Origin of the sequence: Pseudomonas sp. NY15181, from assembly GCF_048068055.1 — a bacterium.
Taxonomy (GTDB): Bacteria; Pseudomonadota; Gammaproteobacteria; order Pseudomonadales; family Pseudomonadaceae; genus Pseudomonas.
The window spans coordinates 692,373-716,805 of sequence record NZ_JBLUPT010000001.1; the positions used below are offsets into that span (position 1 = coordinate 692,373).

General features: G+C 67.2%; 20 protein-coding genes. 10 read left to right on the plus strand and 10 right to left on the minus strand.

The genetic code is table 11. The annotated features are described in order from the left end of the window. Positions 1-42: 42 nt before the first annotated feature. Positions 43-831, plus strand: coding sequence for a TenA family transcriptional regulator (locus tag ACNFBT_RS03210; RefSeq protein ID WP_416746385.1), 789 nt, complete (start codon positions 43-45; stop codon positions 829-831). A 398-nt stretch (positions 832-1,229) separates the two neighbouring features. Here the strand turns inward: ACNFBT_RS03210 and ACNFBT_RS03215 are convergent, their stop codons facing one another. The 3 genes from ACNFBT_RS03215 to ACNFBT_RS03225 form a co-directional block, all read right to left on the minus strand. Further along, entirely contained in the window at positions 1,230-2,186 is a 957-nt protein-coding gene (locus ACNFBT_RS03215) for a quinone oxidoreductase family protein (protein ID WP_416746387.1), read from the minus strand. 34 nt (positions 2,187-2,220) lie between these two features. Further along, positions 2,221-2,382: a DUF1427 family protein gene (locus ACNFBT_RS03220; protein WP_416746389.1), complete on the minus strand. Its 162-nt coding sequence runs from the start codon at positions 2,380-2,382 to the stop codon at positions 2,221-2,223. Between the two features lie 995 nt (positions 2,383-3,377). Beyond that, a complete protein-coding gene (locus ACNFBT_RS03225) occupies positions 3,378-4,145 on the minus strand; it encodes an AraC family transcriptional regulator (RefSeq protein WP_416746391.1) in 768 nt (255 codons plus the stop codon). A gap of 300 nt (positions 4,146-4,445) precedes the next feature. Between ACNFBT_RS03225 and hppD the strand changes: the two genes are divergently transcribed. The 4 genes from hppD (at position 4,446) to ACNFBT_RS03245 (ending at position 8,218) form a co-directional block, all read left to right on the plus strand. Beyond that, complete coding sequence (hppD, locus tag ACNFBT_RS03230) at positions 4,446-5,531, plus strand: 4-hydroxyphenylpyruvate dioxygenase (RefSeq protein WP_416746393.1); 1,086 nt, start codon at positions 4,446-4,448, stop codon at positions 5,529-5,531. A 52-nt stretch (positions 5,532-5,583) separates the two neighbouring features. Further along, positions 5,584-6,225 (plus strand): maleylacetoacetate isomerase, encoded by a 642-nt coding sequence (gene maiA / locus ACNFBT_RS03235; protein WP_416746394.1) that lies wholly within the window; start codon positions 5,584-5,586, stop codon positions 6,223-6,225. Between the two features lie 98 nt (positions 6,226-6,323). Further along, positions 6,324-7,739, plus strand: a complete 1,416-nt coding sequence (locus ACNFBT_RS03240; RefSeq protein WP_416746396.1) for an amino acid permease — start codon at positions 6,324-6,326, stop codon at positions 7,737-7,739. A gap of 101 nt (positions 7,740-7,840) precedes the next feature. Further along, positions 7,841-8,218 (plus strand): MliC family protein, encoded by a 378-nt coding sequence (locus ACNFBT_RS03245; RefSeq protein WP_416746398.1) that lies wholly within the window; start codon positions 7,841-7,843, stop codon positions 8,216-8,218. 181 nt (positions 8,219-8,399) lie between these two features. Here the strand turns inward: ACNFBT_RS03245 and ACNFBT_RS03250 are convergent, their stop codons facing one another. Next, the gene (locus ACNFBT_RS03250) at positions 8,400-9,320 is read right to left on the minus strand and encodes a nucleoside-binding protein (protein ID WP_416746400.1); all 921 of its coding nucleotides are present in this window, start codon (positions 9,318-9,320) and stop codon (positions 8,400-8,402) included. Positions 9,321-9,559: 239 nt separating this feature from the next. On the opposite strand from ACNFBT_RS03250, the gene arfB reads away from it, so the two are divergent. Then, positions 9,560-9,973: an alternative ribosome rescue aminoacyl-tRNA hydrolase ArfB gene (gene arfB, locus ACNFBT_RS03255; protein ID WP_416746401.1), complete on the plus strand. Its 414-nt coding sequence runs from the start codon at positions 9,560-9,562 to the stop codon at positions 9,971-9,973. Positions 9,974-10,106: 133 nt separating this feature from the next. Here the strand turns inward: arfB and ACNFBT_RS03260 are convergent, their stop codons facing one another. Then, entirely contained in the window at positions 10,107-10,889 is a 783-nt protein-coding gene (locus ACNFBT_RS03260; RefSeq protein WP_416746403.1) for a 2-keto-4-pentenoate hydratase, read from the minus strand. 11 nt (positions 10,890-10,900) lie between these two features. After that, positions 10,901-11,794 (minus strand): TauD/TfdA dioxygenase family protein, encoded by an 894-nt coding sequence (locus ACNFBT_RS03265; protein ID WP_416746404.1) that lies wholly within the window; start codon positions 11,792-11,794, stop codon positions 10,901-10,903. Between the two features lie 135 nt (positions 11,795-11,929). Between ACNFBT_RS03265 and ACNFBT_RS03270 the strand changes: the two genes are divergently transcribed. Continuing rightward, positions 11,930-12,961 carry an AraC family transcriptional regulator gene (locus ACNFBT_RS03270; protein ID WP_416746405.1) on the plus strand — a complete coding sequence of 344 codons (1,032 nt, stop codon included), beginning with the start codon at positions 11,930-11,932 and terminating at the stop codon, positions 12,959-12,961. Positions 12,962-13,281: 320 nt separating this feature from the next. Here ACNFBT_RS03270 and ACNFBT_RS03275 read toward each other — a convergent pair whose 3' ends face one another. The 3 genes from ACNFBT_RS03275 to phhA form a co-directional block, all read right to left on the minus strand. Beyond that, positions 13,282-14,478 (minus strand): amino acid aminotransferase, encoded by a 1,197-nt coding sequence (locus tag ACNFBT_RS03275; protein ID WP_416746406.1) that lies wholly within the window; start codon positions 14,476-14,478, stop codon positions 13,282-13,284. After that, positions 14,475-14,831: a 4a-hydroxytetrahydrobiopterin dehydratase gene (locus ACNFBT_RS03280; RefSeq protein ID WP_416746407.1), complete on the minus strand. Its 357-nt coding sequence runs from the start codon at positions 14,829-14,831 to the stop codon at positions 14,475-14,477. The genes ACNFBT_RS03275 and ACNFBT_RS03280 overlap by 4 nt, the downstream gene beginning before the upstream one ends. A gap of 111 nt (positions 14,832-14,942) precedes the next feature. Then, entirely contained in the window at positions 14,943-15,731 is a 789-nt protein-coding gene (gene phhA / locus ACNFBT_RS03285) for a phenylalanine 4-monooxygenase (RefSeq protein ID WP_416746408.1), read from the minus strand. A gap of 261 nt (positions 15,732-15,992) precedes the next feature. Between phhA and ACNFBT_RS03290 the strand changes: the two genes are divergently transcribed. Then, positions 15,993-17,555: a sigma-54-dependent transcriptional regulator gene (locus tag ACNFBT_RS03290; protein WP_416746409.1), complete on the plus strand. Its 1,563-nt coding sequence runs from the start codon at positions 15,993-15,995 to the stop codon at positions 17,553-17,555. A 371-nt stretch (positions 17,556-17,926) separates the two neighbouring features. On the opposite strand, the gene ACNFBT_RS03295 is transcribed toward ACNFBT_RS03290, so the two are convergent. Then, positions 17,927-18,301 (minus strand): hypothetical protein, encoded by a 375-nt coding sequence (locus ACNFBT_RS03295; RefSeq protein ID WP_416746410.1) that lies wholly within the window; start codon positions 18,299-18,301, stop codon positions 17,927-17,929. Between the two features lie 109 nt (positions 18,302-18,410). On the opposite strand from ACNFBT_RS03295, the gene ACNFBT_RS03300 reads away from it, so the two are divergent. After that, entirely contained in the window at positions 18,411-22,724 is a 4,314-nt protein-coding gene (locus tag ACNFBT_RS03300; protein WP_416746411.1) for a DEAD/DEAH box helicase, read from the plus strand. A gap of 56 nt (positions 22,725-22,780) precedes the next feature. Continuing rightward, complete coding sequence (locus tag ACNFBT_RS03305; protein WP_416746412.1) at positions 22,781-24,301, plus strand: glycosyltransferase family 39 protein; 1,521 nt, start codon at positions 22,781-22,783, stop codon at positions 24,299-24,301. Positions 24,302-24,433 lie beyond the last annotated feature (132 nt).

Consider the following 24,433-nt stretch of genomic DNA (forward strand, 5'->3'; position numbering starts at 1 on the left):
TTTACCGGTGCTTGCATGGATCGACCGGCAACGGAGCCTTGGATGAACGAGACCTTTGTTCGTAGTGGGCCGCTCAAGGAGCTTTCCAGTTACCCCCTCTGGGCCCAGCGCCTGGTGCAGGACTGCGAGAGCAGTCGCCTGGCGGTGGTCGGCCACCCCTTCTACGCACGCATGCGGGATGGCCAGCTCAGCCGCCAGACCCTGCGCGCCTTCCTCATAGGCGGCTGGCCGGTGGTGGAGCAGTTCCCCCTGTACATGTCGCAGAATCTGCTCAAGACCCGCTTCGGCCGCAGTCCCGGCGAGGACATGGCGCGACGCTGGCTGATGCGCAACATCCGCGTCGAACTCAACCATGCCGACTATTGGCTGCGCTGGGCCGAGAGCTACGGCGTGACCCTGGCCGAACTCAAGACCCAACTGGTGCCGGGCGAGCTGCATGCCCTCGGCCACTGGTGCTGGCACACCTGCTCCAGCGATGAGCTGGCGCTGGCCATGGCGGCCACCAACTACGCCATCGAGGGCGTCACCGGCGAGTGGGCGGCGCTGGTGTGCTCCGCCGACACCTACGAGCGCACCCTGCCGGCGGGCTGCCGCAAGGACGCGATGCGCTGGCTGAAGGTGCACGCCCGCTACGACGACGATCACCCGTGGGAGGCGCTGGAGATCATCTGCACCCTCTACGGCCCGCAGCTCGCCATGCCGCGTTGTCTGGCGCTACGAGAGGCGGTCTGCAAGAGCTTCGCCTACATGCGCATGTTCCTCGACCACTGCATGGCGCTGGAGCAGGCGCAGAGCGGCTCGCGGCGGCGGCCGATGCAGGCGGCGGGGTAGGTTCGGCGCGGGGAGGGCTTTTCGGCGTTCCCCCGTCTTTTGGCGTCGTTCGGCCTCGCACGTCCATGCGGTTGCCGTCCGGATCGAATTATCTGATTTATTTTCTTGTCCGCCACGGCCAGCAGGCTTGAGGGGGCTTGGATTTAGTGGGGCGATTCAGAGCGGCTGGTGCACGTCGTGGGATGGTTCGGTGCGGGGCTTGCCCTCACCCCAACCCTCTCCCAGGGGGAGAGGGGGCCGTCCGCAGTGGACGGCGAGGTCGGCGAACTCCTGGTGCCTCGCTGACAGCGCTCGATTGGCACTGCCCGGCAGGTACTTGAGTCGACCTCGCGCGCCGATCAGCCCCCTCTCCCTCCAGGAGAGGGCTGGGGTGAGGGGGCTCTGGATCTACAGACCCTTCAAGGCATCAGGATGATCTTCTCGCTGCTCCCCTCGTTGATCTCCCGATAGCGCTGCACGCCCTCGCTCAACGGCACCTCGCGCAGGCCACCGGGCAACGGCAGCTTGCCGTCGTCGAACCACTGGCCGAACGCGCGCAGCATGCTGGCGCAGGCCACCGGGTCGTAGAGCAGCGAATTGACCCCGACCACCGTGCCGCCGCGGCGGTACAGCGCCAGTGCCGGCAAATGCACGTGGCCGTCCACGGGGGCGGCGATGATCGCGATGCGGCCGAAGGTGGCCAGCGCGGCGACGGCGGCGGGCAGCCAGAAACCGGTGGTGTCGAAGATCACCTCGGCACCGCCGGGGAAGTGCGCTTCCACCTGCGCGGCCAGGGCGTCGGCAGCGCCCAGAAGAATGCTTGGAACGCCTTGCGCCTGCAACTCCGCCAGCGACTCGGCGCGGCGCACCGCGCCCAGCACCTCGGCGCCACGGGCCTTGGCCAGGGCGATCGCCGCCGCGCCGACGGCGCCGGAGCCGATCACCAGCAGGCGCGTACCGGCGGTCACCTGGCTGCGCTCCAGTGCGTCCCAGGCGGTGGTGTAGGGCACGCCACAGCTGGCGGCCTGGGCGAAGCTCATGCGCTCGGGCATCAGCGCCACGCCGCCGGCCGGTACGCTCATCAACTGCGCATGGCTGCCATTGCGGGTAAAGCCCAGCCCTTTGCCGGTGCCCCAGACGGACTTGCCGAGCAGCTCGGCCGGGCCTTTCACCACGGTGCCGGCGAAATCGCGGCCCGGCACGCGCGGCAGGGTGGTGTAGGGGAAGCGGCCCAGTACGTTCTTCACGTCGCTGGGGTTGAGGCCGGCGGCGTGGACTTCCACCAGCACCTCATCGGCGGCGGGCACCGGGTCGGGCAGTTCGGTGAAGCTCAGGGCGGCGAGGTCGCCGGTACGGTCGAATTGCAGGGCTTTCATGGCGCGGGTCCGTAACTGTGAGTGGAAGGTCGAGTCAGTGCAGCCAGCGGCTGAGCAGCGGCAGGGCGTTCTCGCCGAGCTGCATGCCGAGCAGGCCGACCAGCGCCACCAGCGGCGGTGCTGGCGAACGGAAATCGAGGAAGTGGTAGGCCAGGCCGACGGCGACGCCGATGGCCAGGGAGATTAGGTAGCTCATGGAGTCCTCCGCGCGAGGCTCGGCGGTTGAAGTGGGATGAGTGAAGTCTAGGGCGGGGGACCGGCTGGCGTCGGTCATCGGCTTCGGAATATCGGACAGATGTGCGGTGGAAATGGACGGGGTTGGCTCACTGGCTCCCGTAGGAGCGGACTCCGTCCGCGATGCTCTTGTAGGGCGAATAACGCGTAGCGTTATCCGCCGTCTCGTACGGCGTTTCTGCGCCGCTTCGGCATGTGCTGAAAGATTTTGTTTCGCCCCCTCGGGCGAGTCCCTTTTGGGGCCCCAAAAGGAACCCAAAGGGCTCGTCCCGGCATCCGGGTCTTCGCTTCGCTCAGACTTCCCTCCTTCCGGTATTGCTCCGAGGGTCGGCGTAGAAGGGCCATCCCTGGCCCTCTATGCCTCTCGCGGCATCCATGCCGCTCGCCCCTCTGCGCAATACCTCCACTCGGCCTCCTGACGGGACTCTGCGCGCGCCTGCGACTCTGGCTGCTTCATGCTGAATGGTTCTTCGTAGGATCGAGGGGGACGCCTAGTTCTTGCTCGCGAACCCGCCATCCGCCGGCCCTGCCGGCGGATGGCGGAGAAGCTCCGCTCCTACGAGAGCAGAGCCGGCTCGGGATAAGTCGCTCTGCTTTGGCTCTTGAGGACTTCCAGAGAAATATCCGCGCACTCCGAGCGCCCCTTCAGGAGGCCGAGTGGAATCGGAGTTTCAGGGGTTGAGCGGCATGGATGCCGCGAGAGCGTCGTTGGGCCAGGGATGGCCCGTCGACGCGTGTCCCTGAAACTTCGATGGAACGAGGGGAGTCCCGCGAAGCGGGACCCGGATGCAGGGGCAAGACCTTTTGGTTCCTTTTGTGAGGGCGGCTATCCGACGTTTGACAAACGGGACTCGCCCGAGGGGGCGAAACAGAAGACATCCGAGCACGCCGAAGCGGCGCAGAAACCCCCAAACCCAAAAGCATCGCGGACAGAGTCCGCTCCTACGAAGAGCGGCGTTACCTGGCGCAATACTCCGACGGCGCCATCCCCAACTCCCGCCGGAACATCTCGCTGAAACTTCCCGGCTGGTAGCCCAGGGCGTGGGCGATCTGGTTCACCGGGACGCCCTCGCTCAGCTGCGCCACGGCGGTGGCCAGCTGCACCTGCCGGCGCCACTGGGCGAAGCCCATGCCCAGGCTGCGCTGGAACAGGCGGGCGAGGGTGCGCACACTGGCGCCGGCGTCGGCGGCGTGCTGCTCGAAGGGGATTTCCTGGGACGGCTCGGCCATCACCGCATGGCAGAGATTGAGCAGACGACGGTCGGACTCGTCCGGCAGCGGCACCCGCAGCAGCAAGCTGCGCGCCCGTTGCAACTCCAGCACGGCCAGTTGCGACAGCGCCTGATAGTAGTCGGTGTCCGGTTCGCGCTCGTGCTCCACCAGATTCACGATCAGCTCGCGCAGCAGGCCGCCGACCTCGAAGGCCTGCACCTGCTCGCCCAGCGAGTCGGCGGTGCCGGGGCGCAGGTAGATATTGCGCATCTGCAGCTCGCTGACCACCCGGATGCCGTGGGGTACCTGCGGCGGCAGCCAGACGGCGCGGTTGGGCGGCACCAGCAGCGCTTCCTGCGGGGTCTCCACCCACATCACCCCGGACATCGCATAGAGCACCTGCCCCCAGTCGTGGGAGTGCGGCTCGATGTGCAGGCCGCGCGGGTAGCTGCGGGCCAGGGCGCGGAGGGACGCGTTGGTGGCGTCGAAGTCGGGGGGAGCGGCGCGGGCCATGGCGGGATTCGGCGTCGGAGATGCGCCGCATGGTAGCCGCTGGCCGCGCCCGCTGGCGAGCCGGGCCGCATGCGGTGGCACGCTGGCGCACCGCCTTGTAACGAAAATTTTACGGTGCGGCAGCCCGCCGCAGGGGGCTTTGCCCTGCGTAAGGTTTTCTTGCCGCGTAACCCGGGTGAGGCCGGGCGGCGCGGTTGGGGGATGGCTTGTCCACAACGGCGCGGGCGGTTGAGATGAAGGCATTCCAGACGCCTGGACGGCCCCGCGCCGTACAGCCGATAACGACAATGAGGAGGCCGGATGAACGCCGTGTCCAAGATCGAGCAGCACAACCCCATCGGTACCGACGGCTTCGAGTTCGTCGAATTCACCGCCCCCGACGCCCAGGGCATCGAGCAACTGCGCCAGCTGTTCACCGGCATGGGCTTCACCGAGACCGCCAAGCACCGTTCCAAGGAAGTCTTCCTGTTCCAGCAGAACGACATCAACATCGTGCTCAACGGCAGCCCCACCGGCCACGTCCATGAGTTCGCCAAGAAGCACGGCCCGAGCGCCTGCGCCATGGCCTTCCGGGTGAAGAACGCCGCCCAGGCCGCCGCCTACGTCGAGTCCCAGGGCGCCAAGCTGGTGGGCAGCCACGCCAACTTCGGCGAGCTGAACATCCCCTGCGTCGAAGGCATCGGCGGCTCGCTGCTGTACCTCGTGGACCGTTATGGCGACAAGAGCATCTATGACGTCGACTTCGAGTTCATCGAAGGCCGCAGTGCCAACGACAATGCCGTCGGCCTCATGGCAATCGACCACCTGACCCACAACGTCAAGCGCGGCCAGATGGACGTCTGGTCCGGCTTCTACGAGCGCATCGCCAACTTCCGCGAGATCCGCTACTTCGACATCGAAGGCAAGCTCACCGGCCTGCTGTCCCGCGCCATGACCGCGCCCTGCGGCAAGATCCGCATCCCGATCAACGAGTCGGCGGACGACAAGTCGCAGATCGAGGAGTTCATCCGCGAGTACCACGGTGAAGGCATCCAGCACATCGCCCTGTCCACCAACGACATCTACGAAACCGTGCGCAAGCTGCGCGCCAACGGCGTGGACTTCATGACCACCCCGGACACCTACTACGAGAAGGTCGACACCCGCGTCGCCGGCCACGGCGAATCGCTGAAGGACTTGCGCGAGCTGAACATCCTGATCGACGGCGCACCGGGCGACGACGGCATCCTGCTGCAGATCTTCACCAACACGGTGATCGGCCCGATCTTCTTCGAGATCATCCAGCGCAAGGGCAACCAGGGCTTCGGCGAGGGCAACTTCAAGGCCCTGTTCGAATCCATCGAGGAAGACCAGATTCGCCGTGGCGTGATCTCCGAGACCAAGTGAACCGTCACGTGCGCCGACCGCCTCCATTCGCGGTCGGCGCCGGAGAGCCGTCATGCTGACCCTCTATTCCTACTGGCGTTCCAGCGCCGCCTACCGGGTGCGCATCGCCCTCGGTCTCAAGGGCCTGGCCTACCGCCAGGTGCCGGTGCACCTGGTGAAGGACGGCGGCCAGCAGCACGCCGACGCCTACAAGGCGCTCAACCCGCAGGAACTGGTGCCGCTGCTGGTGGACGGGGAGGCGCGCATCGCCCAGTCGCTGGCCATTCTCGAATACCTCGAAGAAACCCACCCGCAGCCGAGCCTGCTGCCGCGCGATGCGCTGCAACGCGCCCAGGTCCGCGCGCTTTCCCTGCACATCGCCTGTGACATCCACCCGCTGAACAACCTGCGCGTGCTGCAGTACCTCAGTGGTCCGCTGGGTGTGGCGGACGAAGCGAAGAATGCCTGGATTCGCCACTGGGTCGAGACCGGCCTGCACGCGGTGGAAGAGGGCGTCTCCGGCTGGAGCGACCCGCTGTCCCTCGGCGAGCGCCCCGGCTACTTCGAGGCCTGCCTGATTCCCCAGCTGTACAACGCACGCCGCTTCGACTGCGACCTCTCCGGTTGCCCACGCCTGCTCGCCATCGCCGCGCGCTGCGAATCCCTCGAAGCCTTCCAGCAGGCCGCCCCGGAGGTGCAGCCGGACGCCCAGTAACCCCTCGATCCACCGCTCTTTAGCCTTGCCTTGCCCGCACCGCCCAGCCACGAGCCGGGCGGCCGATTCACGTCACAGATAAAAACAACAGGTGACGCATGACGCGTGAAACTCAACACGCAGGCCAGCTCCAGCGCGGCCTGAAGAATCGCCATATCCAGCTGATCGCCCTCGGCGGCGCCATCGGTACCGGGCTGTTCCTCGGTTCCGCCGGCGTGCTCAAGTCCGCCGGGCCGTCGATGATCCTCGGCTATGCCATCGCCGGTTTCATCGCCTTCCTGATCATGCGCCAGCTCGGCGAAATGATCGTCGAGGAGCCCGTTGCCGGCTCCTTCAGCCACTTCGCGCACAAATACTGGGGCGGCTTCGCCGGCTTCCTCTCCGGCTGGAACTGCTGGGTGCTGTACATCCTGGTGGGCATGTCGGAGCTCACCGCGGTGGGCAAGTACATCCACTACTGGTGGCCTGACGTGCCGACCTGGGCCACCGCCGCGATGTTCTTCGTCGTGGTCAACGCCATCAACCTGTTCAATGTGAAGGCCTTCGGCGAGGCGGAGTTCTGGTTCGCCATCATCAAGGTCGCCGCCATCGTCGGCATGATCGCCCTGGGCTGCTACCTGCTGGCCAGCGGTTCGGGCGGCGAGCAGGCGGCGGTGAGCAACCTGTGGAGTCATGGCGGCTTCTTCCCCAACGGCATCAGCGGGCTGGTGATGGCCATGGCGATCATCATGTTCTCCTTCGGTGGCCTGGAAATGCTCGGCTTCACCGCGGCCGAGGCCGACCAGCCGAAGACGGTGATCCCCAAGGCGATCAACCAGGTCATCTACCGCATCCTGATCTTCTACATCGGCGCGCTCACCGTGCTGCTCTCGCTGACCCCCTGGGACAGCCTGCTGCAGACCCTCAACGCCTCCGGCGACGCCTACAGCGGCAGCCCCTTCGTGCAGATCTTCTCGATGATCGGCAGCAGCACCGCCGCCCACGTCCTCAACTTCGTGGTGCTCACCGCCGCGCTGTCGGTCTACAACAGCGGCACCTACTGCAACGGCCGCATGCTGGTGGGCCTGGCCGAGCAGGGAGATGCCCCGCGCGCGCTGGCCAAGGTGGACAGCCGTGGTGTGCCGGTGCGCTCGCTGGTGGTCTCGGCGGCGGTGACCTTCCTCGCCGTGCTGGTGAACTACCTGGTGCCGGCCCGCGCCCTGGAGCTGCTGATGTCCCTTGTGGTGGCTGCGCTGGTGATCAATTGGGCGATGATCAGCCTGGCGCACCTGAAGTTCCGCGCGCGCATGGATGACGAGGGCAAGCGCACCGCCTTCCGCGCCGTGTGCTATCCGCTGGGCAACTGGCTGTGCCTGGGCTTCGTGGTGTTCATCCTCGGCGTCATGCTGCTTACCCCGGGCATCCAGGTATCGGTCTACGCCATTCCGGTATGGCTGCTGGTGATGTACGGCTGCTATCGCCTCAAGCGCCAGCCGGCGCCGCGTGGCGAGCACGGTGCGGTATTGGCCGACTGACGCAACGGCCTGATCCTACGGTGGGTCGGGTTGCGCTCGATTGACCGCGCGGACCGACCTTTCCTAGAGTGACCGGGCCATTTTTCGTCAGAGGGATACTCATGAAAAAAGCACTTTGGCTGCTCGCGGCCGCCGTGCCGGTCCTGCTCGTCGCCTGCGGCGGCGAGGAGAAGAAGGCGCCGCAGGTCGACGCGCTGGTCCTGCCCGGCGATGCCAAGCTGGATTCGCGCAGCGTCTCGTACAAGTGCGAGGACGGCCGCAAGTTTGGCGTCCAGTACCTGAACAAGGGCGACAACAGCCTGGCTGTGGTGCCGGTGACCGACGCCTCGACCCTGGTGTTCGCCAACGTCATCTCAGCCTCCGGCGCCAAGTACGCCGCCGGCCAGTACGTGTGGTGGACCAAGGGCCAGGACGCCACCCTGTACAAGGACTGGAAGGGCGGTGAGCCCGCCGACGGTGTGGCCTGCAAGGAGAACTGATTCTCCACGCGACGCACGAATGAAAAAGCCCGGCATTTGCCGGGCTTTTTCTTGTGCATTTTGGCGCTGGGATTGGTGTCGGGCAGGTTCGCGAGCAAGCTCGCTCCTACATGAGCCGGCCCGCGCTGGGTTCGCTTTTCGTAGGAGTGAGCTTGCTCGCGAACCACCCTCGTCCTCAAAGCTAGAAGGTGAACTCCAGGTTCACCGTCGGCGTCGAGGTGCGGCTGCCGCGGCCACCGTCCACGCCGAACTTGTTGTGCCAGTACTCGTAACCCACGCCGACCCAGAAGTTCGGCTGACGCTTGGTGCCCGGCAGGGTGGCGAACATCAGCGAGGTGCGCACCAGCGTTTCCGGCGCGGTGTCGTTGTCGTTGTAGTCCTCGCCCTTTTCCCCGGTGTAGTTCAGGAAGCCCTGGAACTTCGCCCCGTGGTCGCCCAGCTGGAAGGGCCGCAGCCAGGTCAGGTTGACCATGTAGGTGGCGTCGAAGGTGTGGTCCGGGTGTTTCACGTTGGGAATGCCGGAGTGGTTCTTCTCGCGGTAGTAGAACAGCGAGAGGTCCAGCACGCCGGGCCCGTTGAACTTGACGGTGGGGCCGAACACCAGCGCGCGCTTCTTCGCCGAAGCGCGGTTGTTGTTGCGGCTGGCGTCGAAGCCGAAGGTGAAGGCGTGATCCTTCACCAGTCCCTTGCCCTGCGGCAGGTCGAACACCCGCGAGGCGAACAGCTGGCTGCGGAATACCCCGTAGACCTCGCTGCTGCCCTCGTTGGTGCCTTTGCGTGGGTCGTTGTTGTCGGACTCCAGCACGTCCAGGTGGAAGAAGTTGCTGCCGTAGCGGTAACCGTCTGCGTGGCTGAAGCTGTAGATGTTCTTGCTGATGTCGTTCGGGTTGTTCGGGTTGGTGAAGTCCTTGCCGTAGCGGTACCCGAGGGTGTTGCTGGTCCACTCGAAGATACGACCATCATCGGCCTGCGCCGCGCCCCAGGGAGCGACGATCAGCGCGGTGCCGAGGGCGAACCAGCGGCCGTTGCTCAGGCGGCGACTGGAACGCGGTTGGAGGCGGGCGGCATCAGTGGCCGCTGGCGCCAACACGGTTGGAAACATGCTGCACCTCATCTTGTTTTTGTTATGGGGCCCGCGTGCCGCAGTTCGCGCTGCGGCCGGTGACAGGAGAGGGTTCTAATGGTGAATTGAGGACATTGCAAGAAAAACTTGTGCACAATTTCGTATACAAAAGTTGATCCGGAAGTCAGGAACGGGCCTTGCGCGGCGGCCTGGATAGTCCGGGGACAGATCTGCCCAGGCGCGATATGCTGCAAACATTTCCAGCCAGAACCCCCGCCATGCTGCAGATTTCCAACGCCGTGCAGATCCCCGACGCCGAGATCGAGCTGAACGCCATCCGCGCCCAGGGCGCCGGCGGGCAGAACGTCAACAAGGTGTCCAGCGCCGTGCACCTGCGCTTCGACATCCGCGCATCGTCCTTGCCGGAGTTCTACAAGGAGCGCCTGCTCGCCCTGAGCGACCAGCGCATCAGCAGCGACGGCGTGGTGGTGATCAAGGCCCAGCAGCACCGCACCCAGGAGCAGAATCGCGAGGATGCGCTGAACCGCCTGGCGGAGCTGATCCGAAGCGTCGCGAAGGTGGAGAAGAAACGTCGCCCGACCAAGCCGACGCTGGGCTCCAAGACCCGCCGTCTCGACGGCAAGAGCAAGCGTGGGACGATCAAGGCGGGGCGGGGAAAGGTGGATTATTGAGGTGTGACGGGTTGTGAGAAGTGTGGAGATTCTCCGTACGCAGCCCGGTCAATCAGCGGAGAACGCTGAACATCATTCGCCCTACGTCATGCGCTGTCGCACTTCGTAGAGGCGAACCTGCTGGCGAAAGTCTTCACGCATCGAAGCTGCAACCCACCCGCCCGAGCCCCTCGATCTCCAGCTCAAAGACATCCCCCGGCGCAACCTGCGACATCGGCGCCAACGCCCCGCACAACAGGACATCGCCAGCCTTCAGCGGCGCTCCCAGGCGCGCCATGCGCCGAGCCAGCCAGAGGGCGATAGCGAGCACCGCCGCGATGTTCGTCTGGGTCGGCGGGAAGGCGGGGGCGCCATTGCGCAGCAGTTGCACCGCCAGCGCCGCACCTTGCAGCTTCTCCAGCGCGATCGGCTGGCTACCGGTGAGATAGAGGCCCGCGCAGAGGTTGTCGGCGACCGAGTCGAGCAGGCCGATCTGCCAGTTGGTCACGGCGGTGTCGTTGATCTCCAGGGCCGGGACGGCGCCGTCGAGGCAAGCGCGCAGGGTGGCGAGGTCCGGCTCTCCCAGGGGCAGGTCGCGGCCCACCAGCAGGGCGATTTCCGCTTCGATGCGCGGCTGCAGCAGGCGCTCGCGGGAGATGCGCGCGCCGCTCGGGCAGCGCAGGTCGGCGAGCAGCCGGCCGTAGACCGGCTCGTCGACCTTCAGTGCGGCCTGCATCACCGGTGAGATCAACCCGGCCTTGGCGCCCGCCAGGCGTTGACCGGCGGCCAGCGCCAGGTCGATGCCCAGTGCCTGCACGCGGTAGGCGTCGTCCAGCCCGGCCAGGGCGTAGGTGGCCGCCGGCGCGGCGATGGGCGTTCGGCTGGCCCGTGCGTCGGCCAGAGCGCGGGCGGCGGCGTGGTGGTTGTCGGTGCTCATGGCGCGTCTCCTCAGCGGCAAGGGATGTCACCGACCACGGTGGTGCGGTACATCTCGCGGCGCATGCCGTGGTAGTCCGACACCGGGTAGTGCCAGGTGCTGCGGTTGTCCCAGATCGCCAGGGTACCCTGGGTCCAGCGCATGCGGCAGGTGAAGGCGGGCTGCGTGGCGATGCCGAACAGGTAATCCAGCAGCGGCTGCGACTCGGCGGGGCGCATCCCCTTGATGCCGCTGGTGTAGGCAGGATTGATGAAGAGGACTTTCTTGCCGGTTTCCGGATGGCGGGTGACCAGCGGGTGGGAGCGCACTTCGCCGTCGTGGCTGCCGTAGCGCACCGCCATGTTTTCCATCAGGTCGTTGTGCTTGGCCTCGGCGCCGTAGGCGCGCTCCGGGCTGTGGATGGCGTCGAGGGTTTCCAGTTGGGCGCGCAGCTTGGGCGACAGCCATTCGTAGGCCAGTGCCAGGTTGGCGTAGAGGGTGTCGCCGCCAAAGGGTGGAATGTCGTGACCGTAGAGCAGGGTGAAGGCCGGCGGACGCTCCTGGAAGGACCAGTCAGTGTGCCAGGCACCGCCGAACACCACCGTCGTCTTCTCGTTGGCCTCCTTGACCACGCGCACCACGTGGGGGTGGTCGTCCATGCCGACCACGTAGGGTTCCCGGCCGAACTCGCCGAAGTGCAGGGTGACGGCTTCGAGGTCTTCCACGCTGAGCGACTGGCCGCGGATGAACAGCACCTTGTGCGCCAGCAGCGCCTGGCGCAGTTCGGCGAAACCGTCCTCGCCCAGTTGCCGGAGATCGACGCCGGTGACGTCCGCGCCGATGGCGCCGGTGGCGGGGACGATGCCGAAGTGGCGGTACTCGGCCGCTCGGTTCTGGCTCGGCAAGGCGTAGAAGAACTCGAACATGGGGAAGCCTCTTGTGGGTGTTATTGGCCACTCAAGGATGGTCAGCATGCGCGCTTTCTTCCATGATGATCAGCGCCAAAAATTGATTTTCTCCGCCAACGAGAGCCGCCAGCGAGTGCAGCCGAGGAGTCCGCGATGGATTGGCGTCAGGTCCGAGAGATCACCGGGGTGCGTTACCTGCTCGATACCGCCCGCGAAAGCGGGCTGGCGCCGGAGGCCTGCCTGGTGGGCAGCGCCATCGCGCTGGCCGATCTGCAGTCGCGTGCGGTACGCATCCAGGCATGGCAGGAGCTGGCGGTGATCCGCAATGTGCTGCAGCACATCGGCTGCCCCGGCCTGGGGCTGGTCGCCGGCCAGCGCTATCACCTGACCTCCCTCGGCCACCTGGGCTTCACCATGCTCGCCAGTCGCACGTTGCAGGAAGCGTTCGAGACCTTCGGGCGCTTCCAGAGCCTGGCGCTGACCCTCTGCCCGGTGAGCAGCGAGCCCGAGGCGCGCGGCGTCTGGCTGGTCTACGACGACACGGTGCTGCCCGAGGATGCGCGGCCTTTCGTGGTGGAGCGTGGCATCGCCGGGTGCCTGCAATTGTCCCGGGAGCTGCTGCAGCGTCCGCTGCAACCATTGGTCATCGAGCTGAAGGGCGCACAGCCCGCGGATGTCACGCCGTTCCGCGAGTTGTTCGGGCTGGTTCCGCGCTTCGCTGCGCCACGCAACGCCATGCTGTTCGCCCGGCAGGATCTGCTTTCGCCGCTGCCGCAGGCACACATCAGCGCTCGCGATAGTGGCGAGCAGTTGTGCGAGCAGTTGTGCGGCGAGCTGGCGCTGACCCTCGCCGCCACGCCTACCGCGCGCCTGGTGCAGCAATTGCTGCTGCGCGAGTCCGCCAGTCTGCTGGGCGGCGGTCAGGTGGCCGGGCGGCTGGGCCTGTCCGAGCGCACCCTGCAGCGCCGCCTGGCGGAGGAGGGGCAGAGCCTGCAGGCGCTCAACGACGGCATCAAGCAGCGGCTCGCCGAGCGTCTGCTGCGGGAGTCGCGCATGGACCTGCAGGAGATTGCCCAGTGCCTGGGCTATGCCGAGGCGGCCAGTTTCTCCCGCGCGTTCCAGCGCTGGACGGGGCAGACGCCGGGGCGCTGGAAACGCCGGGGTGCTGCGCTGCCGCCGGCCTGATGATTCGGCTGAAAGGCCCGCCGCCGATTGAGCTGTCGCAGACGGTCTCGGCATCGTAGGGCGTACAACCGTTCGCGGTTGTACGCCGTTACACCTGTCTCATCGCCAACTTCGTGGCTGAACGTGGCCAATGATTCCCAGATCGAACCCGAGCGGGGTATGGCCAAGGTCAATCGGCGTATAACGTCGAACGTTATACGCCCTACGTCTCTGTGCCATTCGGAGAGGGATTCCGGCTCACCGAAAAGGTCGCCCTGGAGGTCTGCCGACAGGCAAAAAAAGACCGGCCAAAGGGCCGGTCGAGGGGGAAGAAAGCGGTTTCAGCGGCAGACGCTGGCGATGGCCATCGCCAGGTCGCCCAGGCGCTCGGCGTCGAGCCCGGCGATGTTGGCGCGGCCGCTGCCGACCATGTACACGCTGTGCTCTTCGCGCAGGCGACGCACCTGTTCCGGCGTCAGGCCGGTGTAGGAGAACATTCCGCGCTGGATGGCGATGTGCGCGAAGCGCTCGGCCAGGCCGTGCGGCCGCAGCGCCTCCACCAGCCCCAGGCGCAGGTCGGCGATGCGCGCGCGCATGCCGTCCAGTTCGTCCAGCCAGAGTGCCTTGAGGTCGATATCACCGAGGATGGTGGCGACCACTTCGGCGCCGTGGGCGGGCGGGGTGGACCAGAGATTGCGGGCCATCAGCGCCAGCTGGCTACGCACGTCGGTGAGCTTGGCGGCGCTGCCGGCGCAGACGATCAGTGCGCCGGTGCGGTCGCGATAGAGTCCGAAATTCTTCGAGCAGGAACTGGTGATCAGCAGTTCCGACAGGTTGTCGGCGAACAGCCGCACGGCGCGGGCGTCCTCTTCCAACCCGTCGCCCAGCCCCTGGTATGCGAAGTCCAGCAACGGCAGCAGCTCGCGGCGGCGCACCACGTCCAGCACGCGCTGCCAGTCGTTGTAGGCCAGGTCGAAGCCGGTGGGGTTGTGGCAGCAGGCGTGCAGCAGTACCACGTCGCCATGGGGCACGCGCTCCAGGGCGCTGATCATGGCTTCCACGTCGAGACGGTTGTCGGCGTCGACGTAGGGGTAGTGCGATACGCGCACACCGGCGGCGGCGAACAGGCTTTCATGGATCGGCCAGGTCGGGTCGCTCAGCCAGATGCTTCTGCCGGGCAGGCAGCGGGCGATGAAATCCGCCGCCAGGCGCAGGGCGCCGGTGCCGCCCGGGGTCTGGGTGGCGTCGGCGCGCTGGGTGGCCAGCAGGCGCGAGTCGGTGCCCAGCACCAGCTCGCACAGGCGGGCGGCGAACAGTGCGTCACCGTGGCCGCCTACGTAGCTCTTGGTGGTCTCGGTCTCCACCAGGCGCTGCTCGGCGATCTTCACCGCGCGGGGGATCGGCGTCAGGCCCTGGGCATCCTTGTAGACGCCCACGCCAAGGTCGAGCCGCGCCGGGTTCGGGTCGGCCCGGTAGGCGTCGAGCAGGCCCAGGATCGGGTCGCCCGGCACGCGGGTGACCTTGGCGAAATGACTCATTTGCGTCCCTCTGCCTTCGCAGCGATCTCGTCGGTGCGGGCGGCCATGATGAAGTCGTTGCGGTGCAGGCCCTTGAGCTCATGGCTCCACCAGGTGACGGTGACCTTGCCCCACTGGGTCAGCAGGTCGGGGTGGTGGCCTTCTTCCTCGGCGATGGCGCCGATGGCGTTGGTGAAGGCCAGGGCGTGGCGGAAGTTCTTGAACAGGAAGACCCGTTCCAGCTCCATGTGGCCGTCGCGGACTTCAATGTTCCAGTCCGGAATCTGCTTGATCAGTACCGCCAGCTCCTCGTCGGATACCTTCGGGGCGTCGGCACGGCAGGCTTCGCAATGGGCTTGGGTGAGTGCGGTCATGGGGTTCTCCTGAATGGGGGCCTTGTTTGAGGCATAGGAGTCGGCTCGCGAACCATCTTAGGCTCGCGGGCACGTCTCATCCTAGGCACAGATGGGGGTAAATGCAGCGGATCAGGCCGCCTGCTTGGGCGGAAATTTCGGCGCGTGCAGGCCCAGGCGCATGGCCTCGCGCACCAGCGCCATGATGTCCTGATGGGCCAGTTCGAACAGGCGCTTGAGTTCGGGCAGGACGAAGTACAGCGGCTGCAGGATGTCGATGCGGTACGGGGTGCGCATGCACTCCAGCGGGTCGAAGGCCTGGCGCTCGGGCTCATCGGAGAGGCTGTAGACGGTCTCCTTGGGCGAGGAGAGGATGCCGCCACCGTAGATGCGCACGCCCTGGGAGGTGTCGAGCAGGCCGAATTCGATGGTCATCCAGTACAGGCGGGCGAGGAACACGCGTTCCTCCTTGCTGGCGGCCAGGCCGAGCTTGCCGTAGGTGTGGGTGAACTCGGCGAACCAGGGATTGGTCAGCAGCGGGCAGTGGCCGAAGATCTCGTGGAAGATGTCGGGCTCCTGCAGGTAGTCCAGTTCTTCCGGGGTGCGGATGAAGGTGGCCACCGGGAACTGCTGGCTGGCCAGCAGTTCGAAGAAGGTCTGGAAGGGAATCAGCGCCGGCACCCGCGCCACGCGCCAACCGGTGGTGGCTTGCAGCACCTGGTTGATTTCGCCCAGTTGCGGGATGCGGTCGTGGGGCAGGCCAAGTTGTTCGATGCCGTCCAGGTACTCCTGGCACGCGCGGCCTTCGACCACCTTCAACTGGCGGGTGATCAGGGTGTTCCAGACCTGGTGTTCGGCTTCCGGGTAGTCGATGAAACCGTGTTCGTCAGGTTGGCGGGCCACGTACTGCGTTGCTTTCATGAGTCCTCCGGCATCGAGGCCTTTGTTGTTGTGATGGACTAAGAAATAGCGCGAGCGATGTCGGCGCACAGCCCCCGGATAGAGCCCTGGCGGCCCGGATAACTGCTAATTCCGTAAAGAAATGATTACGCTTCGGCGTGAAAGCACCCGGCCACGGCTTGAAGACGCGTCAATGTGTCACATATTCTTGACGGGAATTTCCGGCAGCCTTGCGAAAATCCGTGCCGGAACGCCCATCAGAACCACAATCACGGGCCCGCCATGCGTATCAAAGTGCACTGCCAGAACCGCGTCGGCATCCTGCGCGACATCCTCAACCTGCTGGTCGACTACGGCATCAACGTCAACCGCGGCGAAGTCGGCGGCGAGCAGGGCAACGCCATCTACTTGCTCTGCCCGAACCTCATCAATCTCCAGTTCCAGTCGCTCAAGCCCAAGTTCGAAGCGGTGCCCGGCGTATTCGGCGTCAAGCGCGTCGGCCTGATGCCCAGCGAGCGCCGTCACCTGGAGCTGAACGCGCTGCTGGCGGCGCTGGATTTTCCGGTGCTGTCGATCGACATGGCCGGGCAGATCGTCGCGGGCAATCGCGCGGCCGCGCAATTGCTGGGCGTGCGCGTCGACGAGGTGCCAGGCATCCCGCTGTCGCGTTACGTGGAAGACCTCGACCTGCCGGAGCTGGTGCGGGCCAACAAGGCGCGCATCAACGGCCTGCGGGTAAAGGTGAAGGGTGACGTGTTCCTGGCCGATATCGCGCCGCTGCAATCCGAACATGACGAGAGCGAGGCGCTGGCCGGCGCCGTGCTGACCCTGCACCGCGCCGACCGCGTCGGCGAGCGCATCTACAACGTGCGGCGCCTGGAGTTGCGCGGCTTCGACAGTATCTTCCAGAGCTCGCGGGTGATGGCCGCCGTGGTGCGCGAGGCGCGGCGCATGGCGCCGCTGGACGCGCCGCTGCTGATCGAGGGCGAGACCGGCACCGGCAAGGAACTGCTGGCCCGCGCCTGCCACCTGGCCAGCCCGCGCGGGCAGTCGCCATTCATGGCGCTGAACTGCGCCGGCCTGCCCGAATCCATGGCCGAGACCGAGCTGTTCGGCTACGGCCCCGGCGCCTTCGAGGGCGCGCGCCCGGAGGGCAAGCTCGGCCTGCTGGAGCTGACCGCCGGCGGCACGCTGTTCCTCGATGGCGTGGGTGAGATGAGCCCGCGCCTGCAGGCCAAACTGCTGCGCTTCCTGCAGGACGGCTGCTTCCGCCGGGTGGGCAGCGACGAAGAGGTGTACCTCGACGTGCGGGTGATCTGCGCGACCCAGGTCGACCTGTCCGAGCTCTGCACCAAGGGCGAATTCCGCCAGGACCTTTACCACCGCCTCAACGTGCTATCGCTGCAAATCCCGCCCTTGCGCGAATGCCTCGACGGCCTGGAGCCGCTGGTGGAGCACTTCCTCGACCAGGCCAGCCGGCAGATCGGCTGTGCCTTGCCTAAGCTCGCGCCCCAGGCGCTGGACCGCCTTGGCCGCTATCACTGGCCGGGCAACGTGCGGCAACTGGAGAACGTGCTGTTCCAGGCGGTCTCGCTGTGCGAGGGCGGCACCATCAAGTCCGAGCACATCCGCCTGCCGGACTACGGCGCGCCGCACCCGTTGGGTGACTTCTCGCTGGAAGGCGGGCTGGACGTCATCGTCGGCCGTTTCGAGAAGGCCGTGCTGGAGCGCCTCTATCGCGAGCACCCGAGCAGCCGGCAGCTGGGCAAGCGGCTGGGGGTGTCGCACACCACCATCGCCAACAAGCTGCGCCAGCATGGGCTGGGGCAGAGCGAGGAGTCCTAAATCAGGTGGTGAGAGGGCGTAGCGAGCGTCCGCTGGGGATCGTGTGCCTGGGGCTTCCCCTCACCCCAGCCCTCTCCCGGAGGGAGAGGGAGCCGTCCGAGCCGGCTGACGCCAAGGCATTCTCCTGCACCGAAAAGTCCCCTCTCCCCCTGGGAGAGGGCTGGGGTGAGGGTCGCCCCCCAGCGCAGATGTATCTCGTAGGAGCGGACCTTGTCCGCGAAGTCCCACCGCCATTCCCGTGTTGAAGGATTAACTCCCCCAGCGGGCGCGATGCGAGGTGTTGACCGGTCGGCTGGAGTTCCGTCGCGATACTTTTCTTCAGGGGAAAATCGCGGACAAGCTCCGCTCCTACAAAAGCATGCCGAAGTCGGTCACCAGGTCTTCGGCCGATACCCCTTCACGCAGGCCCGCACCTCGTCATCGATCACATTGCCCGGCTTGATGCACTGCGCCAGCGTGCGCGGGCTGTCGGTATAGCGAGACGGGGCGGGGGCGGTGCTTTCAGTCGTGCTGGCCAGGCCCAGGCGGCTTTGCAGCAGCACCCAGCGCTCCTGCAGCCAGAGCTGGCTGGCAGGGTTACGCCAGAGCGCGGTACCCGCAGCGATGAGCAGCAGCGGGATGAGCAGCCAGAGCAGCGGCCTGACCCACTGGCGCCAGTTGCGCCGTTGACGCTCTTCCTGCTGGGCCTGTTTCTGGTTCTGTTGCTTGACCTGCTGCCAGTACCAGTCGCGGTCTTTTTCGCTCATGTCAGTCTGTCCGGGTGCCGTTCTGCGCAGCGTAGCGGGAAGCGCGGTCGGCGGCGAGCCACGATCGGCGGTCCTTGTGAGCGGCTTCGCGCGCCACCATAGTGAGGCCATGACCTCCACCTCGCTTTCCTCGCGCCGCCGGGACGACGCGCTGGCCGCCTTCCACCCGGCGGTGGCCGCCTGGTTCCGCGCCCATTTCGCCGCGCCGACCCAGGCGCAGGTGTTGGCGTGGCCGGCGATCCAGGCCGGCGATTCGACCCTGGTGGCCGCGCCCACCGGCTCGGGCAAGACGCTTACCGCCTTCCTCGCCGCCATCGATGCGCTGGTGCGCGAAGGGCTGGCCAACGGCGGCGCGCTGCCGGACCGTACCACCGTGGTCTACGTCTCGCCGCTCAAGGCACTGTCCAACGACATCCGCATCAACCTGGAGGAGCCGCTGGCCGGCATCCGCGCCGCCTTGCGCGAGCAGAGGCTGCCGGAGGTGGACATCCGCACCGCCGTGCGCACCGGCGACACCCCCTCCAGCGAACGCGAGGCGATGCGCCGGCAGGTGCCGCACATCCTGGTCACCACCCCGGAATCGCTCTACGTGCTGCTCGGCTCCGACTCCGGCCGCGCCATGCTGGCCGGCGCGCGCAGCGTGATCGTCGACGAAATCCACGCCCTGGCGGCGAGCAAGCGCGGCAGCCACCTGGCATTGTCTCTGGAGCGTTTGCAGGCACTGTGCGATGCACCGCCGGTGCGCATCGGCCTGTCCGCCACGCAGAAACCCCTCTCGGCGGTGGCGGCATTCCTGGTCGGGCGCCATGCGGCCTGCCGGATCATCGACATCGGCTACAGCCGCCAGCGCGACCTGAACCTGGAAGTGCCGCCAGCGCCGCTGGAGGCGGTGATGTCCCACGATGTCTGGGACAAGGTCTACGACCGGCTCGCCGAATTGGCCGAGGAACACCGCACCACCCTGGTGTTCGTCAACACCCGGCGCCAGGCCGAGCGGGTCACCCGGCACCTGGCCGAGCGCATCGGCGCCGGCTGGGTGGCGGCGCACCACGGCAGCCTGTCCAAGGAGCTGCGCCTGGGCGCCGAGCGGCGGCTCAAGGCCGGCCAGCTGAGGGTGCTGGTGGCCACCGCGTCGCTGGAGCTGGGCATCGACATCGGTGAGGTCGAACTGGTCTGCCAGCTCGGTTCGCCGCGTTCCATCGCCGCCTTCCTGCAGCGCGTCGGGCGTTCCGGGCACAGCGTCGGCGGCACGCCCAAGGGAAGGCTGTTCCCGGCTTCGCGGGATGACCTGATCGAGTGCGTGGCGCTGCTCGACAGCGTGCGCCGCGACGAGCTGGACGCGCTGACGATTCCGCGCGCGCCGCTGGATGTGCTGGCGCAGCAGATCGTCGCCGAAGTGGCCTGCCGCGAGTGGGGCGAGGACGCGCTGTTCGAGCTGTTCACCGCCGCCCAACCCTATGCCGGTCTGACCCGCAAACAGTTCGACGCCCTGCTGCGTACCCTCGCCGAGGGCTACGCCAGCCGCATCGGCCAGCGCGGCGCCTACCTGCATCGCGACGCCGTGCACCAGCGTCTGCGCGGCCGGCGCGGCGCCAAGCTGACGGCGGTGACCTCCGGCGGCACCATCCCCGATACCGGTGACTACGCCGTGCTGCTGGAGCCCCAGGGCCTGACCGTAGGCACGGTGAACGAGGATTTCGCCGTGGAAAGCCTGGCCGGCGATGTGTTCCAGCTGGGCAATATCTCCTACCGCATCCTGCGCATCGAGCCGGGCCGGGTGCGCGTCGAGGATGCCCAGGGCCAGCCGCCGAACATTCCCTTCTGGCTCGGCGAGGCGCCCGGCCGCAGCGATGAACTGTCGTTCAGCGTCGCACGCCTGCGAGCACGGCTGGATGAGCTGCTCACCCAGGGCGAGGGCGATGCCAAGCCCTTGGCTCTGGCCATGGATTGGTTGCAGGACGAACTGCAGCTGGACGAAGGCGTGGCCCGCCAACTGGTGGAGTACCTGGCCCGCGCCCGCTACGCCCTCGGCGCACTGCCGACCCAGCAGACGCTGATCCTCGAACGCTTCTTCGACGAATCCGGCGGCATGCAGCTGGTGATCCATTCGCCTTTCGGCAGCCGTCTCAATCGCGCCTGGGGCCTGGCGCTGCGCAAGCGCTTCTGCCGCACCTTCAATTTCGAGTTGCAGGCTGCTGCCACCGAAAACGCCATCATCCTGTCGCTGTCCACCAGCCACAGCTTCCCGCTGGAGGAAGTCTGGCGCTACCTGCACGCCAACAGCGCCGAACAGGTGCTGATCCAGGCGCTGCTCGATGCACCGCTGTTCGGCGTGCGCTGGCGCTGGAACGCCACCACGGCACTGGCCCTGCCGCGCTACAGCGGCGGGCGCAAGGTCGCCCCGCAATTGCAACGCATGCGCAGCGAGGACCTGCTGGCCTCGGTGTTCCCCGACCAGGTGGCCTGCCTGGAGAACATCGTCGGCGAGCGCGAGATTCCCGATCATCCGCTGGTGGCGCAGACCCTCGATGACTGCCTGCACGAGGCGATGGACTGCGAAGGCTGGCTGGCCCTGCTGCGGCGCATGGAGCGCGGCGAGGTGACCTTACTGGCGCGCGACCTGCCGGCGCCTTCGCCGCTGGCGGCGGAAGTGCTGTCGGCCAGCCCCTACGCCTTCCTCGACGACGCGCCGCTGGAGGAGCGTCGTACCCAGGCCGTACAGAGCCGCCGCTGGACCGATCCGGAGAGCGCCGATGACCTGGGTGCGCTGGATGCGGAAGCCATTGCCGCGGTGCGCGCCGAAGCCTGGCCGGAAGCCCGCGATGCCGACGAGATGCACGAGGCGCTGACCGGACTGGGTGGCATCCGTGATAGCGAGGCGCAGGCCAACGAGGGCTGGCCCCAGTTGCTCAAGGCGCTGGTCAAGGTGGGCAGGGCGACACGTCTGTCATTGCCGGTTGGAGAGGTTTGGGTGGCGGCGGAGCGGCTCAGCCAGTGGCAGGCGTTGCACCCACAGGTGGCCATGACGCCTGTGCTCGATCTGCCGCCGACACTGCGCGAGACCTGCGCGGCGGACGAAGCGCAGGTCGAACTGGTGCGCGCGCGGCTCACCGGCTTCGGTCCGCGTCTGCTGCGCGAGTTGGCCGACGACCTGGGCATTGCCAGCGGCGCTACCGGCTTCGCCCTGGCCAGCCTGGAGCGCGAAGGCTACGTGCTGCGCGGACGCTTCACGCCGGGGGCGCGCGAGGAGGAGTGGTGCGAGCGTCACCTGCTGGCGCGCATCCATCGCTACACGGTCAAGCGCCTGCGCCGGGAGATCGAGCCGGTGCAGCGCGCCGATTTCATGCGTTTCCTGTTCGACTGGCAACGCGTCTCCAGCGGCTCGCGGGTGCGTGGCGCGGAGTCCCTGGCCGGCGTGCTGAGCCAGTTGGAGGGCTTCCAGGCCGCCGCCGGCGCCTGGGAGAGCGACATCCTGCCCAGCCGCGTGGCGGATTACGGCATCAACTGGCTGGATGACCTGTGCCGCGCCGGTCGGCTGGTCTGGGCGCGCCTGCCCAGCCGCAGTTCGGCCCGTGGCCGGAGCGGGCCGCTCAAGAGCACACCCATCGTCCTGCTGCCGCGCGCGCAGATGGCGCTGTGGAGTTCACTGGGCGCGGCGCAGCCGGAGGCCGAGCTGTCCGCCAAGGCCAACAAGGTGCTGGAGGTGCTCAAGGAGCACGGCGCGTCCTTCTTCGACGAACTGGCCAGCGACAGCCACCTGCTGCGCACCGAGCTGGAAACCGTGCTGGGTGAACTGGTGGCGGCCGGGCGGGTGAATGCCGACAGCTTTGCCGGCCTGCGTGCGCTGCTGATGCCGGCCGCGCGGCGCCACTCGCAACGGCGCTCGCGCACGCCGCTGTTCGGCATGGCCGATGCAGGGCGCTGGGCGTTGTTGCGCCGAACCACGCTGGAGCCGGGCGCACGGCTGCCGGCGGAGACCCTTGAGCACGTCGCCATGACCCTGCTGCGCCGCTATGGAGTGGTCTGCTGGCGCCTGCTCGACCGCGAGGCCGACTGGCTGCCGCCGTGGCGCGACCTGCTGCGGGTCTATCACCGCCTGGAGGCGCGCGGGGAAATCCGTGGTGGGCGCTTCGTTGCCGGGCTTACCGGCGAGCAGTTCGCCCTGCCCGAGGCCGTCGGCCTGCTGCGCGAGGTGCGTCGCCGCGGGGCCAGCGGTGAGTGGGTGGTGGTCTCGGCGGTGGACCCGCTGAACCTGTCCGGCACCCTGCTGCCGGGGCGCAAGGTGCCGGCGTTGGCCGGCAACCGGGTGCTCTACCGCGAGGGTGTGCCGGTGGGCGCGCTGATCGCCGGCGAGGTGGAGTTGCTGGCGGAGTTGGCGCCGGAAGACCAGGCGCGGGCGCGGGAGTTGCTGATCCGTCGGTAACCGGGCCGAGGCTGGCTTACACTCAGCGACAGGAACTTCTTTTCGATGAGACTGCGATGTCGTCCCGCGAGCCGCCGAATCTGCCCGCTTTGTTGCGCCAATGGTGGTTTGTGCCACTGCTGGTGCTCGCCACTGTCCTGCGCCTTCACGAGCTGACCGCATCGGCGATCTGGGGCGATGAAAGCTCCAGCCTGCTCCTGGCCCTCTATTCGCCGTTGGAACTCTGGCATCACGCCGCCCACGACGTGCACCCGCCGCTGTACTTCTTCCTGCTGCACCTGTGGGTGCAGGTGCTGGGCGAGGGCGTGCTGGCGTTGCGCCTGCTGAGCGCGGTGTTCGGCTCGCTGGCGGTATTCCTCGGCGGCTGGCTGGCCTGGCGGCTTGCCAGCCGCCGCGCGGCCTTCCTCGCCACCTTGCTGCTGGCGCTGCTGCCCACTGCGGTGCGCTACAGCCAGGAAGTGCGCATGTATTCGCTGCTGGGGTGCTGGCTGCTGGCGGCGACCCTGGCGTTGCTCTACTGGCTGGACACGGAGCGGCGGCGTTACCTGGTGGCCTATGTGCTGCTGATGGCGGCGGCGTTCTACACCCATTACTTCAGTGTGTTCGGGCTGCTGGTGCACTGGCTCTGGCTGGCGTCGCTGCCGGACAGCCCGCTGCGGCGGCGCGACTGGTGGCTGGCCAACCTGGCCGTAGCCGCGCTGTTCCTGCCCTGGCTCCCGGGGATGCTCGACCTGGCCCGGCACATGGCCGATCTGGTGGCGGGTGGTGACGTGGGCTGGGAGCCGCCGGTGGACGCGTTGTCGGTGCCCTCCATGCTCTGGCAATGGCTGGCGCAATCGGATGGCAACGAACTGCCCTGGCCCTTGCTGCTGGGCGTGCCCGTTTTGCTCGTGGCGATGATGCTGCTGGTGCTGCGCCGAGATCGCAGCCGCCAGCGCGTCGGCGTGCTGGCGGCGCTCTACTGCGGCCTGCCGCTGCTGATGCTGTATGGCGTGTCGTTCGTCTCGTCGGTGTTCGTCGAGCGCTATCTGACGGCCTTCGCCCTCGGCCTGCCGCTGCTCCTGGCGCTGGGGCTGGACCGCCTGCTGGCATCGCGCCAGGTCTTGGGCGCGGCACTGCTGGTGACGGTGCTGGGCCTGGAATGCTCGGGGCTTGGGCGTCTCTACGACGCCGACCCGGACGAGCAGTTCGATGGTATGGTCGCCTACGTCAACACGCACTATCGCGGCGGTGACCGCATCGTGGTGGACGACATCCTCTGGTACCTGGCCTTCCGTTATTACAACCACACCGGCAGCGAGCCGCTGCTGTACACCGCGCCGGCGGACGATGGCTCCTCCGGGCGCCCGACCCACTACGGCTTCGGCTCGCTGATCGACGATCGGCGGCATTCCTTCGTCGATCGCCTGGCCGATCTGCCGCAGGACGAGGGGCGGGTCTGGCTGGTAATGAGCCGCTACGACGACAACGAGATTCCCGACGTGCCGGCCAACTGGCGGCGGGTGGCGCAGCATGCCGGCGGGGAAGTGCAGGCGATGCTGTTCGAGCGCACGGGGCAGCGTAACGCCGCGCGCTGAGGACTCACCAGCGGCTCAGAACCTGTTTACGATCTCGCGAGCTAGAGCAGAACAAGGCGCAATGACTAACGGGAGTAACAGCCTTTAGGCTGGCCCGAAGGGCGAGCGTAGCGAGTCAATCGGTTGAGGGAG

What these genes read in the sequence shown, in the direction of transcription:
- ACNFBT_RS03210 (WP_416746385.1), top strand. Translation starts at nt 43, where the DNA reads ATGAACGAGACCTTTGTTCGTAGTGGGCCGCTCAAGGAGCTTTCCAGT.
- ACNFBT_RS03215 (WP_416746387.1), bottom strand. Translation starts at nt 2,186, where the DNA reads ATGAAAGCCCTGCAATTCGACCGTACCGGCGACCTCGCCGCCCTGAGC.
- ACNFBT_RS03220 (WP_416746389.1), bottom strand. Translation starts at nt 2,382, where the DNA reads ATGAGCTACCTAATCTCCCTGGCCATCGGCGTCGCCGTCGGCCTGGCC.
- ACNFBT_RS03225 (WP_416746391.1), bottom strand. Translation starts at nt 4,145, where the DNA reads ATGGCCCGCGCCGCTCCCCCCGACTTCGACGCCACCAACGCGTCCCTC.
- hppD (WP_416746393.1), top strand. Translation starts at nt 4,446, where the DNA reads ATGAACGCCGTGTCCAAGATCGAGCAGCACAACCCCATCGGTACCGAC.
- maiA (WP_416746394.1), top strand. Translation starts at nt 5,584, where the DNA reads ATGCTGACCCTCTATTCCTACTGGCGTTCCAGCGCCGCCTACCGGGTG.
- ACNFBT_RS03240 (WP_416746396.1), top strand. Translation starts at nt 6,324, where the DNA reads ATGACGCGTGAAACTCAACACGCAGGCCAGCTCCAGCGCGGCCTGAAG.
- ACNFBT_RS03245 (WP_416746398.1), top strand. Translation starts at nt 7,841, where the DNA reads ATGAAAAAAGCACTTTGGCTGCTCGCGGCCGCCGTGCCGGTCCTGCTC.
- ACNFBT_RS03250 (WP_416746400.1), bottom strand. Translation starts at nt 9,320, where the DNA reads ATGTTTCCAACCGTGTTGGCGCCAGCGGCCACTGATGCCGCCCGCCTC.
- arfB (WP_416746401.1), top strand. Translation starts at nt 9,560, where the DNA reads ATGCTGCAGATTTCCAACGCCGTGCAGATCCCCGACGCCGAGATCGAG.
- ACNFBT_RS03260 (WP_416746403.1), bottom strand. Translation starts at nt 10,889, where the DNA reads ATGAGCACCGACAACCACCACGCCGCCGCCCGCGCTCTGGCCGACGCA.
- ACNFBT_RS03265 (WP_416746404.1), bottom strand. Translation starts at nt 11,794, where the DNA reads ATGTTCGAGTTCTTCTACGCCTTGCCGAGCCAGAACCGAGCGGCCGAG.
- ACNFBT_RS03270 (WP_416746405.1), top strand. Translation starts at nt 11,930, where the DNA reads ATGGATTGGCGTCAGGTCCGAGAGATCACCGGGGTGCGTTACCTGCTC.
- ACNFBT_RS03275 (WP_416746406.1), bottom strand. Translation starts at nt 14,478, where the DNA reads ATGAGTCATTTCGCCAAGGTCACCCGCGTGCCGGGCGACCCGATCCTG.
- ACNFBT_RS03280 (WP_416746407.1), bottom strand. Translation starts at nt 14,831, where the DNA reads ATGACCGCACTCACCCAAGCCCATTGCGAAGCCTGCCGTGCCGACGCC.
- phhA (WP_416746408.1), bottom strand. Translation starts at nt 15,731, where the DNA reads ATGAAAGCAACGCAGTACGTGGCCCGCCAACCTGACGAACACGGTTTC.
- ACNFBT_RS03290 (WP_416746409.1), top strand. Translation starts at nt 15,993, where the DNA reads ATGCGTATCAAAGTGCACTGCCAGAACCGCGTCGGCATCCTGCGCGAC.
- ACNFBT_RS03295 (WP_416746410.1), bottom strand. Translation starts at nt 18,301, where the DNA reads ATGAGCGAAAAAGACCGCGACTGGTACTGGCAGCAGGTCAAGCAACAG.
- ACNFBT_RS03300 (WP_416746411.1), top strand. Translation starts at nt 18,411, where the DNA reads ATGACCTCCACCTCGCTTTCCTCGCGCCGCCGGGACGACGCGCTGGCC.
- ACNFBT_RS03305 (WP_416746412.1), top strand. Translation starts at nt 22,781, where the DNA reads ATGTCGTCCCGCGAGCCGCCGAATCTGCCCGCTTTGTTGCGCCAATGG.